We start from the raw sequence: 13875 nt of genomic DNA on the forward strand, positions 1-13875 counted from the left end.
TTATTAGCAAATGTTCTCCTCCGTGCCAACTGCTCATTTATCTTATGGGAGTGTGTACTTCAATTTAATTATAATTTTATCATATTCTCACACAAAATAATAGATATTTTAAAACACTGCATCTTACAATGTTTGATATTTGTCGTGGGCTAATTTTTCGCCCTTTTTGATTGGCTTCTCGTGGACGGCGGGGTAGGGTGGACCCATGCCGTTTCCCAGAGACCTGCCCCTTGAGGCCGTGTTCGCCTCCATCGCCGACGGACTGTTCACCGTGGACGCCGAGTGGAACGTGACCTATTTCAATGAGGCCGCCGAGCGCATCACCGGCATCTCCCAGGCAGACGCCCTGGGGCGCAAGTGCTGGGACGTGTTCCGCTCGTCCCTGTGCGACGGCCAGTGCGCCGTGAAGTCCTGCATCCGCAAGGGCGGGCGCATCGTCAACAAGTCCATCTTCATCGTCCGCTCGGACGGCACGACCCTGCCCATCTCCATCTCGGCCTCGCCCCTCAAGAACAAGGACGGCGTGGTCGTCGGCGGGGTGGAGACCTTCCGCGACCTGACCGACATCCACGTCTCGCGCCAGCAGGCCAAGGACATCTACCGCTTCGAGAACATCGTGGGCCGCTCCCAGGCCCTGGACAAGATCTTCCGCATCCTGCCGCAGATCAGCCAGTCCGAGGCCACCACCCTGCTGCTCGGCCAGAGCGGCACGGGCAAGGAGCTCTTCGCCCGGGCCATCCACTCCCTGAGCGCGCGCAAGGACGGGCCGTTCGTGGCCGTGAACTGCGGTGCCCTGCCCGACACCCTGCTCGAATCCGAGCTGTTCGGGTACAAGGCGGGCGCCTTCACCGACGCGCGCACGGACAAGCCGGGCCGGTTCGAGCTGGCCGACGGCGGCACGGTCTTCCTGGACGAGATCGGCGACATGCCCCAGAACCTCCAGGTCAAGCTCCTGCGCTTCCTCCAGGAAAAGACCTTCGAGCCGCTGGGCGGCGTGACCCCGGTCAGGGCCGACGTGCGCGTGGTGGCCGCCACCAACCGCAACCTCGAGGACGCCGTGGCCGAAGGCAGCTTCCGCCAGGACCTGTTCTACCGCCTCAACGTGGTCACCCTGACCCTGCCGCCCCTGACCGAGCGCCAGGAGGACCTGCCCCTGCTCATCGACCACTTCCTGGCGGAATTCAATGCCCTGCGCAACAAGGCCATCCTCGGGGTCAGCGAGGACGCCATGCACGTGCTCATGCGCCACGACTTCCCCGGCAACGTGCGCGAACTGGAAAACATCCTCGAATACGCCTTCATCCTCTGCCCGGACGGGTTCATCCAGGTGGAGCACCTCCCGGAATACCTCCTGCCCAAGGCCGGACGCCGCGCCGGGTCCGCCGGACTGTCCGGGACCATGGACGCCATCAAGCGCCGCGCCGCCCGCCAGGCCGTGCGCCGCAACAACGGCAGGCGCATGGCCGCCTGCCGCGAACTGGGCATCACCAAGGATACCCTGCGCCGCCTCCTGGCCGAGCCCGGCAAGGGCGAATAATTCGCCCCACTTCGCTCCATTAGGGCGGAAAAATCGCCCTTTTGTTTGTTCCAGCCTCAGCCAACCACCTTATTTAAATTGATATTTTATTTGGCACGCTCCATGCTTTAAAAGAAGCAACCGGTTCGGGTCCTGCCGGACTTTTTGGAGAGCGACGATGAAAACGGATTCCGCCAAGCTGATCTGCCTGGCGTGCTACCAGGACCGACTGGCCTCCGTGTGCGAGAACGCGGACGGATACAAGCTTTTTGAAATACGCGACGACAAATCTTACCCCGCAGGCCTCCTATCCCTTCCCTCAAAGGACCCTATGGACAGGACATCCGCCATATTGGCCTGCGGGGTAACCATTTTTCTGTGCGGCGCCATCTGCAACCGCACCCGGCATGCCCTGGAACGGGCCGGGATCACGGTCATCCCCTGGCTTACCGGCACCGAAGGGCAGGTCCTCGACGGATTCCTGCGCGGCGGCCTGGACGAACTGACCATGCCGGGGGCCTCGGTTTGACATTTCCCCGACTATGGTTATTTGTCAGTAACCCGGCCGCGGGCGTTCGCCGGTCGGGTTCCGCATCTACCTCTAGGGCGGCTTCGGGTCGCCATTTTTCAGGAGAACAGTATGAGTGGTTGTGAAGGATGTGCCTCCGCCTCGCCTGACGGAACCTGTACCAGCAGCACGGGCTGCGACAAGCCCGAAGATCAGAAACTGAAAAGGACCCTGGGCCGCATCAAACACAAGATCGTGGTCATGTCCGGCAAGGGCGGCGTGGGCAAGTCCACCGTGGCCGCCAACATCGCCGTAGCCCTGTCCCTGGCCGGCAAGAAGGTCGGCCTGCTCGACGTGGACGTGCACGGCCCGAGCGTGCCCCGCCTGCTCTCCCTCAAGGGCCAGCAGCCCCATATCGGCGACCAGGTCATGGAACCGGTGCCGTGGAGCAAGAACCTGTCCGTCATGTCGCTCGGCTTCCTGCTTCAGGACGACCGCCAGGCCGTCATCTGGCGCGGCCCGGTTAAGATGGGCCTGATCAAGCAGTTCGTCGAGGACGTCATGTGGGGCGACCTCGACTTCCTCATCGTGGACTGCCCTCCGGGCACCGGCGACGAGCCCCTGTCCACCCTGCAGACGCTGGGACCCACGGCCATGGCCGTCATCGTGACCACCCCCCAGGGCGTGGCCGTGGACGACGTGCGCCGGTCCGTGTCCTTCGTGGGCGAGGTCGGCAACCGCGTGCTCGGCATCGTCGAGAACATGTCCGGTTTCGCCTGCCCCGACTGCGGCAAGGTGCATTACATCTTCAAGACCGGCGGCGGTGAGGAGCTGGCCAAGGAATCGGGCGTTCAGTTCCTCGGCCGCATCCCCCTGGACCCCGCCGTGGCCGAGTCCGGCGACGAAGGTTTCCCCTTCATGAAGGTCCACCGCGACACCGCCACCGGCAAGGCCATGGAACAGATCATCGCCCCCATCCTCGCCCTCCCCGACCCGCCCAAGGCGTAGTCGAGAAGTTGAGATGACAAGGGCCCGAGGCGCACGCGCCTCCGGGCCCTTGTTCTTTTTTGCCGTCCCCCCGCCACCGGCCCCTCCTCGCACCCTCCTGGACTGTCCGCCGCCGCTTCGCGGACGGCGGCCGCGCGACGGCACGGCCGGGACGCGGCTGGCGGTGCCGGGGGAAATTGCGTAGCATGCCGCAAACACGGAGTCGCCGATGCACTGTCCCTCTTTCGTTCAGGTACGGACCCGCCCGGCACGGTCCCGCCGGACACGGCCCATGGCCCGGCCCCTCGCCCTCATCGGGGCCGTCCTACTGCTGGCCGCCCTGCTCCCGGCCGCGTGCTCGCCCGCCCGCCGGGCCGCGCCCTCGGCCTCGACCGTGACCCCGCTCACGGACCTGCGTGCCGAGGTCGCCTACGCCGAACGCATGCCCCTGCCGCCCGGCTGCACCCTGTTCCTGACCCTGGAGAACATCTCCAGCCTCAACCGCGCGGAGGGCACCGTGGCCACGGCCTTCATCCCGGTCAAGGCGGCCCCGCCCTTCACGGCCAGGGTCCGTTTCGACCCCAGGCGCATCGACTCGCGGCTGACCTACTCCCTGAACGCGCGCATCGAGCTCAAGGGCCAGGTCCTGTTCACCGGGGCCGCACGGGTCAACCCCCTGGCCCAGGGGGACGACCCCGTGTCGATCCAGGTCAGGATGGTCCGGCGCTAGCGGGCCGCAAGGCGAAAGAAAAGGCCCGGCGCATGGCGTCGGGCCTTTTTCGCGGTCGAACGGGACGGGCGCGCGGCCCGCATCCGGACTATCGGGCGATCATGGAGCGCAGCAGCTCGGCGCAGTTCTCGGTGTTGTGCCCCATGTTGTCGAGGCAGTCCACGAAGTGGATGAGCTGATAGATGTCCTTGAAGTCGATGTCCTTTTCGAAAATCTTCTTTTCCAGGGCGTTCTTGCGGCGGCGGACCTCGTCGCGCTCCCGGCGGACCTTGCGGTAGCACTCCTTGGTGCCCTCGCGGTCCAGGGACTCGCCGTTGAGCAGGCCGATGGTGGACTTCAGCGCCGGGCCGAGGAGCACGGTGCACTTGGACACGGAGTCCAGGAGGTAGATCATGTCCTTCTGGATGTCCTCGGGGATGACCACCGGGCGGATGGCCAGCCAGTGCAGGGCGTCCTGGGCCGCGTCGAGCACGTTGTCCTGGCTCTTGGTGTAGGACAGGAACAGGTGCTTCTCCACGGCCATGAACAACCCCTTGGGCAGGTGGTTGCGGATGTTCCGCTTGATGGAGTCGGCGTGGTTCTCGATCTCGTCGATGGTCTTGGTCAGTTCCTTGAACTCGCGGCAGACCCCGCCGGACACATAGCACTCCAGGGACTCGTCGATGGCGGCGATGCACTCCGCGATCTTGTCGTAGTGTTCAACCAGCCCGTCCATGGGAGAGCGCCCGCCGAGCAGACCGAAGAAGGGGATTCTGAAAAACATATGATAACCTCTACTGAAAAGGGTTGATTCGAGTGTTGTAACCTAGCTGTAACACAACCATTTGAGCAGCACAAAGAGAACTATGCTGGTCAGGGCCGCGATGGGGACGGTGGCCACCCAGTAGGCGACGATGCGCAGAAGAACCCGGAAGTCCACGGCCGAGAAGCCGCGCGCCAGGCCCACGCCGACCACGCCGCCCACGGCCGCGTGGGTGGTGGACACCGGCAGGCCGAGATTGGAGGCGATCAATACGGTGGAGGCGGCGCCGAAGTCAACGGCGAATCCTCGCGTGTTGGTCAGGGTGGTGATCTTCTCGCCCACCGTGGCCATGACCTTGTGGCCGAGCACGGCGATGCCCACGGCGATGCCGAAGCCGCCCAGGACGAGCATGGGCCAGGGCACGTCCGCCTTGGACAGGAGCACGTGTTCCTTGGCGATGAGATAGATGGCCGCCACCGGGCCGATGGCGTTGGCCACGTCGTTGGCCCCCTGGGACAGGGCCACGTAGCAGGAGGTGCCGACCTGCATCTTGCGGAAGACCCGCTCCACGCCCTCGGCGCCCTCCTCTTCGTCCAGGACGATCTTGCCCACGAAGTAGCGGGACACGGCCCAGGCCACCAGGGAGAGCAGCGCGGCGATGCCCAGCGAGACCAGCCAGTGCAGGTGCAGGGCCTTGCCCGCCGGGGTCTTGTACAGGAAGGACAGGGAGATCATGGACAGGGTCACGGCCACCCATATGGGCGCCCACTTCTTGGCCTGATGCACGAAGTGGCGCTGGAACAGGATGTACCGCCGGATGTGGGTGAAGATGAAATAGGCGATGGCCGCGGCGAAGAAGGGCGAGATGATCCAGGACAGGACGATGCCGCCCATCTTCAGCCAGTTGACCACGTCCGGGCCTCCCGCCACCAGGCCGAACCCGGTGATGGCCCCGACGATGGAGTGCGTGGACGAGACCGGCAGCGACGTCAGGGTGGCCACAAGGACCCACAGTCCGGCGGCCAGGAGCGAGGCGAACATGCCGATCATTATCAGTTTCGGGTCCGAGATGACCTCGGGGTTGATGATCCCCTTGCTGATGGTCGCGGTCACGTGGGACCCGAGGAAGACCGCGCCCACGAAGTTCAGGATGCCCGCGATGAACACGGCCTGTTTGACCGTGATGGCCCTGGCCCCCACGGCCGAGGCCATGGAGTTGGCCACATCGTTGGCCCCGAGGTTGAATGCCATGAGGAACCCGGCCCCCACGGACATGTATAGGAACAGATCGTAGATATCCATCGTATAGACCCTCTTCCGAGGGAATTGGTTAGAAGGTTACAAGGCCGAATCCCCCGGCTTGTTCAGGCGGAAGCAGAAGCGCGCTCCGCGGACGTCCTCGCCGTAGCCGTCGTGCCAGATCTCCCCGCCCAGGTTCTTGACGATGCGGCGGCAGATGGCCAGGCCCAGCCCGGCGCTGCCCGACCCGTCGATGGTGTTCTCGTCCACCCGGTAGAAGCGTTCGAACACCTTGGTGGAATGTTCACGGGAAATGCCCGGTCCCTGGTCCTCCACGCAGAAGACGATGGACTCGCCGTCGTCCTCGGCGCTGACCGTGATGACCCCGCCGTCGGGGCTGTACTTGACCGCGTTGTTGAGCAGGTTGTGGAAGACGTGCAGCAGCCCGTCGGTCTCGCCCATGACGGTCATCTCGTCGTCCGGGGTGCGTGTGCGGAAGGTGATGTCGCGCTCGGCGGCCCACACGGCCAGGTCGTCGATGGCCCTGGACAGGTGCTCGCGGCCGGACAGGGGCACGAGCTTGACCTGCTTGCCCGCCTGTTCGGACTTGGCCAGGGCCAGCATGCTGGAGATGACCTTGTCCATGTGATCCGCGTTCTTGAGCACGGTCTCCAGGAACTTGCGCGCGGACGCGGGGTCCTCCGGCGGCATGTCCAGCAGGGTCTCGGTGTATCCCTTGATGGAGGTCAGCGGGGTGCGCAGCTGGTGGGAGGCGTTGGCCACGAAATCGCGGAGGCTCTTCTCGCTGCGCTTCATCTCGGTGATGTCGTAGAAGACCAGGATGACCTTGCGCACGCCGTTCTGGTCCAGAAAGCGCTCGGCCGTGACCTCCACGGAGCGCGTGTCCATGATGTCTATCTGGATGGACCTGGGCCCGGCCTCGGGTTCGGCGATGACCTGGTCCACCAGGTCCTGGATCTCGAAGCGGCGGATGACCTCGATGGGCGAACGGCCCACGGTGGTGGCGGGCAGGTTGAACATCTCGTCCAGGGCCTTGTTGAAGGACTCCACCCGACCGTGGGAATCGAGGGTCAACACGCCCTCGCGCATGCCGCCGAACACGGCCTGGAGCTGGCCCTTCTGGTCCTGGATGAGCTCGATGCTGCGCTCGATGGACTGGGCCATGGCGTTGACCGACTGGGCCAGGGGCTTGAACTCGCCGCCGGGCAGGACGCGCAGCCGCTTGGCGTAGTCGCCCTCGCCGATGGACCGGGCCAGCTCGGAAAAGGCGCGGATGTCGCGGCTCATGTTGTGGGACATGACCACGCTCAGGAGCACGGCCAGGGCGAAGGTGCCCAGGAAGAGCCAGACCAGGTTGGTGCGCAGGAGGTCGAGCCGCGCGCTGACGTGGGAAAAGGGCACGGCCATGCGCAGGATGCCCCCGGTCACGGCGGGCACGCCCGAAAACTTCCGGGCCACGTAAAGCATGTCCTTGCCCAGGGTATCGGAGTGACGGACGTTGACGCCCCATTCGCCCTTGAGGGCGGCCAGGACCTCGGGCCGGTGGCTGTGGTCGTCGAGACGGCCCAGGTCGGCGAAGGGGACCTCGGAGTCGGCCACGACCTTGCCCTCGACGATGTAGGTGATCCGGGAATTGAGCTTGAAGGCGAGGGCGTCGAGCCACCCGGCGAAGTCCTGGGGGGACGTGAACGGCGAGTGGTCCTGGATGAGCCATTCGATGGCCTCGATCTGGTGCCGCGTGCGGATCTCCGCCTCGGTGACCAGCTCGTCGCCGACGATGCTCGTGGAGTAGAAGAAGACCACGGCCATGGCCATGAGGAGCAGCCCCCAGGTCCACAACAGGATCCGCATCTGAAAAGAGCGCAGTTTCATTGCCCGTCCTTGATGGCGCGTTCAGCGGTTACATGTTGATCGACGAGATCAAGTACCTCTTTCGCCGAACGCGTGCGCTGTGTAACACAATCGTAACCGAATTGTAATGTTTCGCAGTGTTACAGTTATGTGACAAAGGCACCCGGAAAAGGCAAGGAAAAGCGGGGGAAACCGGGCCGCGCGGGGCCCCGACGGGTGCGGAAACGGCGGCTACACTTTTGTGGAATAATTGACTTTATAGGGAAATGCAAAGAGCCGCGCCGAGTTGTCGGCGGCCGTTGTGGGGGGAGGGGGATGCATACGGCGCGCCGACCGCGCGATCTGCGGACTTGTTGCGCGGACCGGCAAAATTGTCGGCGGCGATACGAGAGGCCGACAAAATGGTCGTCCCCTTCCGGCCGCGAAAAAGGCCCGGTCCGGCACGCGATTGCGCGCTCGGGACCGGGCCGGAAAACCCGTTTCGCGCCGCCTAGAAGCCGCGCATGCACTCCATGAGGTAGGTGGAGACCTCCACCCGGCAGACGCCGTCCTCGACGATGAGGCGGACGTTGTTCTCCGGGATGAGGGCCATGTCCTCGGCCACGTCCAGCCACTTGCCCTCGACCCACTTCGGGGTCACGCCATTGGCCTCCATTTCCCTGACGGGATAGCTCTCGGCCACGACCCATTCATCGTCTTGTACAGCAGGCATATCCTTGCTCCCCGGCCCGCCGCGCTCGCGCCCGGCGGCCCCTTTGTTCGTTGTCGAAAAAACCTACACGTATTCCCGGCGGTTCTGCCCGAGCAGGCAGAAGGCCTCGTAGGTGATGGTGTTGCCCCACTCGGCCAGGTCCTCGGGGGTGACCGGGTGTTCGCCCGGACCGCCCAGAAGCCAGGCCTCGTCGCCCGGCAGGACCTCTATCCCTTCACCCATAAGTTCGGTCACGTCAACCGCGGTCATCTGCATGCAGACCCGCCCCCGGATGGGCACGCGCCTGCCGTGCAGGACCATCTCGCCCCGGTTGGACAGGGCGCGGCTGTAGTTGTCGGCGTAGCCCACGCCGACGATGGCCACCATGGCGTCGCGCTCGGCGGTGAAGGTCCAGCCGTAGCTGATGGACTCGCCCCGCTTCAGGGGGTGGACCTGCATGACCGGGGCCGTGACCTCCATGGCGGGCAAAAGCTTGCCGGGCAGCCGTTCCTCGCCCGCGCCCTCCAGGGGGTCGCAGCCGTACAAGCCGATGCCCAGCCGCATGGAATCCATGCGGCAGTTCTCGTGGACCATGCCGCCCGCCGAGTTGGCCAGGTTGGCCTCGACCACGAAGCCCGCCCCGGCCAGGCCGTCCAGGGCGGCCTGGAAGCGGCGGGCCTGGAGGGCCACATCCTTTTCCCGGCCGGGCTCATCGGCCCGGGCCAGGTGGGAGGTGGCCATGACCGGCGTGACGTTGCCGCCCTTGAGCAGGGCCGCCACCTCGCCCGCCTCTTCGGGCAGGAAGCCCAGGCGGCGCATGCCGGTGTCGAATTTGAGCCCGATGTCCAGGGGCCCGTTCTGCTCGGACGCGGCCAGGACGCGCCTGAGCTGGGCCCAGTGGGAGATGGGCGTGAGGATGCGGTCGGTCCACAGGGACTGGATGTCCTCGTCCGAGATGGGCCCGAGCAGGGCCAGGATGCGCTTGTCGCAGCCGGCCCGGCGCAGCTTGGCCGCCTCGTGGACGAAGCCCACGGCGAAGGTGTCGGCCCCGTCCTTTTCCAGGGCGGAGGCGACCTCCACCAGGCCGTGGCCGTAGGCGTCGGACTTGATCACCGGGATGACGCGGTCGTGGATCTTCGTGAACAGGCGGTAGTTGTGGCGCAGGTTGTCCAGGTGGATGCGCACGCGGAGTTTGTTGTAGTCGATCATCACTTTCTCTTGAACAGTTTTTCGAGATCCCCCGGCGTCCAGCGCAGGACCACGGGCCTGCCGTGGGGGCAGAACTCGCGTTCGGGGGTGACAAGCCAGGTTTCCAGCAGGGCAAGGGCCTCGTCCACGGCCAGCGGCTGGCGGGCCTTGATGGCGGTCTTGCAGGCCATCATGGTCCACAGGTCGTCCAGCCCCCTGGCCTTTTCCGCCAGGGCGTCCTTCAGATACTCCCGTGCCTCGCCGGTTTCAAGGGTCGGGGGGATGCCCCGGACCAGCGCCTTGGCCGGGCCGTCCAGCTCGATGACGAAGCCCATGGCGCGCAGGTCCTCGCGGAGATCGGCCAGGACCTCGGCCTCGCTGGGGTGCAGGGGCAGTTCCAGGGCCAGGGCCAGGGGCTGGGAGTCGCCCTTTTTGCGCTGGTCGCGCATGGCCGCCAGCAAGATGCGTTCGTGGGCCGCGTGCTGGTCCACCAGGAGCATGTCTTCGCCCCGGCGCAGGACCAGGTAGGTGTCCGCGATCTGGCCCAGGTAGGTGTAGCCGCCGCCCGCCAGGGAGGCGGGGCGCAGGGCGTCGGGCCGCGCGGGTTCGGGCCCGGCCGGTTCGAACCTCGGCCCGTCGGGACCGGCCTCGCGGGCCAGGGTGGGCGCGGGCTCGGCCGTTCCTGGTCGGCCCGGCGCGGGGAATCCGGACGGGGTCACGGGCAGGTCCAGGGCGCGGGCGCGGTCCTCGCGGAAGGCGCGGTAGGTGGAAAACTTGGCGTCGGCGAAGGCGGCCGGACGGTGGGTGGACCGGGCCGGTTCCGCGGGGTCGCGGTCCGGCGGGAACGCGGGGCCGGGACCGAAGGCGGACGGGGCCTGGTCCTGCCGTTCGGGCGAGACGCAGCCGGACGCGATCTCCCCGTCCGGCCCGGACAGGGCCTGGAGCACGCCGGAACGGATGGCCGAGAACACGCGGTGCTCGTCCAGGAAGCGGACCTCCAGCTTGGCCGGGTGCACGTTGACGTCCACCTGGTCGCGGGGCAGGTCCAGAAAGAGGACGATCTGCGGATATTCCCGGGACAGGAGCATGCCCTTGTAGGCCTGACGCACGGCCGCGAGCATGCGCTTGTCCTGGACCGGGCGACCGTTGACGTAGAGCAGGATGCGGTCGCCGCGCCCCTGGGCGGTGTTCGGCGAACCGGCCGCGCCGTGGGCCCGGTAGCCGTCGCGTCCGCAGTCGAAGGGCTTGAGCCCCTGGCACACGGCCGGGGGCCAGAAGGCGGCCAGCCGGTCGGCCAGGGTCTGGTCCGGGGGCAGACGGAAGAGTTCGCGGCCGCCCACGGTCAGGGAAAAGGCCACGTGCAGGTGGGCCAGGGACACGCGCATGAGCACGTCCTGGCAGCGCCGGTTCTCGGTGGTCTCGGCCTTGAGGAACTTGAGCCGGGCCGGGGTGGCGGCGAACAGGTCGCGGACCTCCACGCGGGTGCCCGAGGCCAGCGCCGCCGGGCCGGTGGCGGTCACCTCGCCCGCCCGGACCTCGATGAAGGCGGCCTCGGCCGGACCCTCGTCCGGCCCCTCCACCCCTCCGGCGCGGGAGGTCATGGTGAAGCGCGAGACCGAGGCGATGGACGGCAGGGCCTCGCCCCGGAAACCGAAGGAGCCGATGTCGGACAGGTCGTGGAAGTCGCGGATCTTGCTGGTGGCGTGGCGGGTCACGGCTAGGGCCAGCTGGCTGGCCGGGATACCGGACCCGTTGTCCTGGACCACGATGAGGGCGCGGCCGCCCTGCTCGATGGTCACGTCCACGCGGGTGGCCCCGGCGTCGAGCGCGTTCTCCACCAGTTCCTTGACGACGCTGGCCGGGCGTTCGACCACCTCGCCCGCGGCGATCTGGTTCTTGAGCCCCGGCGGCAGTACGCGGATTTCAGGCAATGCGGTCATATCCCTTCAGTATAACCATCCGCCCGGGCGGCACAACCCCGGCGGCACGGAAAGCGTTGCCGCGGGCTAGAAGTTGAGCAGGTCGAAGCCGACCTCGAAGCGGTTGTCGCCGGGCTTCTGGCTGTAGGAGAAATGCAGGGTGTAGCACTCGGCCGCCCAGTCCATGTACAGGGTCCGCTCCAGGTCCTGCTCGTCCACGAAATCGTGGCGGTAGCGGGCCCCCAGGGTGACGGCGTTGTTGACCTGCCACTCGCCCCCGATCTTGATGATGGACATGTCGTTGTCGCGGGTGCGCTTGTACTCGTCCAGGCTCTTCAGGAAATCGTAGCCCACGTAGAACTCGCCCAGTCCGTCCTTGTAGAAGCGCAGGGTGTTCTCGCTCTGGGTCATGTCGCCCATGTAGGGCGAGAACCAGTTGCGGGTCAGGATTTCCATGAAGTTGGCGGGCTTGATCTTCAGCTCGGCCATGACGTCGGAGAACGGCCTGCGCGCGTAGAGGTCGCGCTCGTCGTTGCGCTGGGCCTCGCGGATGTCGTAGGACTGCTCCACCCGGAAGAGCAGGAAGTCGAGATAGTCCTTGGCCACCCGGGCCGCGGGCTCGCCGTCCGAGCCCGGCGAGAGCACCACCCGCTCGCGGCGGCGGTCCAGGACGCTGGTCAGGGAGTAGGTCACCTGGTTCAGCCCCTCCACCCGGTCGTCGGTGTCGAAGTAGGGAAGCTTCTCCTGGCCCGTGAGGTTGTTCCTGTAGGTGTAGTCCAGCCGGGGCATGATCGAGTTCTTCAGGCTGGTCCAGCGGGAGGTCCCGGCCAGGCCGGGGTCCGCGGCCGGGGCCTCGCCCAGGGCGAAGGTCCGGGTCATCTCCGAAAAGGCCGTGAACCCGCCGGTCCAGAGGGTCCGGGTCTGGAAGCCGTCCTTGATCTTGGTGGTGTCGATGACCGAATCCCGGCCGCCCGTGCCGACCACGTCCAGGTCGCCCACGGCCTCGCGGGAGCTCAGGGAATAGGCGGTTTCCTGCATGGAGAGCGAGGGGATGACCGTCAGGAAGCGGCTCTTCAGGGGGTACTTGAGTTCGGGCGAGAGGATCAGACGGTGGCCGGAATCGCCGTAGTTGCGGTGGAAATAGTCGTACTTGGCGTCCACGGCCCCCTCGAAGCCCGCTCCCAGGGACTGCTGCCAGGCGTAGGCGTTCAGCTCGGGCAGAATCTGGATGGTCGGGTCCTCGCTGCTCGGGTTGTTGCCGTTGCGGTAGGCCAGGTTCTCGTCGTACTGGGTCAGGCCGACCACGCCGAAGCGGTCCCAGCTGCGGCTGACGTAGGCCTTGCTCAAGCGGTGCAGGGAGTCCTTGTTCTCTATGTCGCGGCCGAACACGTCCAGAAATTCCTCGCGGGTCTTCTCGTACCCGTCGGGCCCGTACTGGAAGTCGCGCATGTAGTTCTGGTCCGAGACCACGTCCAGGTCGAGCTTGATCTTCCACTGGGGGCTGCCAAGCCAGCCGTCGTACTTGCCGCGCACCCACCAGCGGTCCCGGTTGGAGCGGGTCAGGCCGTCCTCCTGGTAGTCCGCCCACTCGTCCGACTCGCTGGTGGCCCGGACCTTGTCGCTCAGGATGTTCGCCTGCCACATGCCCCTGGACGAGGCGTCCTCGGTGTGGCGGAACTCGACGCCCTGCATGTAGCCGCGCTTGCTCATGTAGTTCTGGTAGAAGGTGGCGTCCATCTCGTCGTTGATGACCCAGTAGTACGGCAGATTGACCTGGAGGCCGAGCTTGTCCGAGCTGGACACGTAGGGCATGAGGAAGCCGCTCTGCCGGTCCCCCTTGCCGGGCAGGACCATGTACGGCCAGTAGAAGACCGGCACGTCCTTGACCCGGAAGGCCGAGCGGTACAGGTGGATGCGGCCGTCGATGGTCACGTCGCCCTCCTCCGTGGTCACGGACCAGGCGGGCTTCTCGCCCGAGCAGGAGGTCACCTTGGCGTTCTTGAAGGTGTAGGTGTCGCCCACGGCCTTGCCCACGCGCTCGGCCTCCACGTAGACGTGGGGCTTGGCCATGAACAGCTTGCCGTTCTTGAGCCAGCCGGTCATGTTGTTGAGGTCGAACTCGCCCTCGTCCGCCTGGAGGAAGTCGCCGCCCCAGTGGGCCCGGATGTTGCCCTTGAGAAAGACCCAGCCCGTGGCCTGGTAGTAGCGCGCGAAGTCGGCGCGCAGTTGGTCCTCGCCCAGGCTCAGGGAGACGTTGCCGAAGGCCTCCACGTACTCGCTTGTGTGGTCGCCCACCACCCGGTCGGCCGAAAAGGTCCACTCGTCCTGCGCGGGGGCCTGCACGGGCGCATCCGGCACGTACTTCCTGACCTTGTTGCGGTCGGGCGTCTTGCCGATGATGGTCCACGGCAGGCACAGCGACAGGACCAGCAGGGTCCCGGCGGCCAGCGATATGCGCGAAAGCTTGCGTCTCAAGAAAGCGT

The 13875-nt window shown here is 66.2% G+C and carries 11 protein-coding genes; 4 read left to right on the forward strand and 7 right to left on the reverse strand.

The annotated features are described in order from the left end of the window. Nucleotides 1-205 precede the first annotated feature (205 nt). The 4 genes from DND132_RS08780 to DND132_RS08800 all read left to right on the forward strand — a co-directional run bounded on the left by DND132_RS08780 (nucleotide 206) and on the right by DND132_RS08800 (nucleotide 3741). Nucleotides 206-1537 carry a sigma-54 interaction domain-containing protein gene (locus DND132_RS08780; protein ID WP_014322371.1) on the forward strand — a complete coding sequence of 444 codons (1332 nt, stop codon included), beginning with the start codon at nucleotides 206-208 and terminating at the stop codon, nucleotides 1535-1537. A 310-nt stretch (nucleotides 1538-1847) separates the two neighbouring features. Further along, on the forward strand, nucleotides 1848-2045 hold the full coding sequence (locus tag DND132_RS18695; RefSeq protein ID WP_238528153.1) for a NifB/NifX family molybdenum-iron cluster-binding protein: 198 nt from the start codon (nucleotides 1848-1850) through the stop codon (nucleotides 2043-2045). A gap of 111 nt (nucleotides 2046-2156) precedes the next feature. Then, a complete protein-coding gene (locus DND132_RS08790) occupies nucleotides 2157-3032 on the forward strand; it encodes an Mrp/NBP35 family ATP-binding protein (protein ID WP_014322373.1) in 876 nt (291 codons plus the stop codon). A gap of 271 nt (nucleotides 3033-3303) precedes the next feature. Next, on the forward strand, nucleotides 3304-3741 hold the full coding sequence (locus tag DND132_RS08800) for a YbaY family lipoprotein (RefSeq protein WP_014322374.1): 438 nt from the start codon (nucleotides 3304-3306) through the stop codon (nucleotides 3739-3741). An 88-nt stretch (nucleotides 3742-3829) separates the two neighbouring features. Here DND132_RS08800 and DND132_RS08805 read toward each other — a convergent pair whose 3' ends face one another. The 7 genes from DND132_RS08805 to DND132_RS08835 all read right to left on the reverse strand — a co-directional run bounded on the left by DND132_RS08805 (nucleotide 3830) and on the right by DND132_RS08835 (nucleotide 13867). Then, nucleotides 3830-4504, reverse strand: coding sequence for a DUF47 domain-containing protein (locus DND132_RS08805; RefSeq protein WP_014322375.1), 675 nt, complete (start codon nucleotides 4502-4504; stop codon nucleotides 3830-3832). 42 nt (nucleotides 4505-4546) lie between these two features. Next, the gene (locus DND132_RS08810) at nucleotides 4547-5785 is read right to left on the reverse strand and encodes an inorganic phosphate transporter (protein WP_014322376.1); all 1239 of its coding nucleotides are present in this window, start codon (nucleotides 5783-5785) and stop codon (nucleotides 4547-4549) included. A gap of 36 nt (nucleotides 5786-5821) precedes the next feature. Continuing rightward, nucleotides 5822-7615 carry an ATP-binding protein gene (locus DND132_RS08815; RefSeq protein WP_014322377.1) on the reverse strand — a complete coding sequence of 598 codons (1794 nt, stop codon included), beginning with the start codon at nucleotides 7613-7615 and terminating at the stop codon, nucleotides 5822-5824. A 469-nt stretch (nucleotides 7616-8084) separates the two neighbouring features. After that, nucleotides 8085-8306: a hypothetical protein gene (locus DND132_RS08820; RefSeq protein WP_014322378.1), complete on the reverse strand. Its 222-nt coding sequence runs from the start codon at nucleotides 8304-8306 to the stop codon at nucleotides 8085-8087. 63 nt (nucleotides 8307-8369) lie between these two features. Next, nucleotides 8370-9494: an alanine racemase gene (gene alr, locus DND132_RS08825; protein WP_014322379.1), complete on the reverse strand. Its 1125-nt coding sequence runs from the start codon at nucleotides 9492-9494 to the stop codon at nucleotides 8370-8372. Then, nucleotides 9494-11413 (reverse strand): DNA mismatch repair endonuclease MutL, encoded by a 1920-nt coding sequence (gene mutL / locus DND132_RS08830; RefSeq protein ID WP_014322380.1) that lies wholly within the window; start codon nucleotides 11411-11413, stop codon nucleotides 9494-9496. Before mutL ends, alr begins: the two co-directional genes overlap by 1 nt. Before the next feature lie 66 nt (nucleotides 11414-11479). Then, nucleotides 11480-13867, reverse strand: coding sequence for an LPS-assembly protein LptD (locus DND132_RS08835; protein WP_014322381.1), 2388 nt, complete (start codon nucleotides 13865-13867; stop codon nucleotides 11480-11482). Nucleotides 13868-13875 lie beyond the last annotated feature (8 nt).

This window comes from Pseudodesulfovibrio mercurii (assembly GCF_000189295.2).
In the GTDB taxonomy this organism is placed as follows: domain Bacteria; phylum Desulfobacterota; class Desulfovibrionia; order Desulfovibrionales; family Desulfovibrionaceae; genus Pseudodesulfovibrio; species Pseudodesulfovibrio mercurii.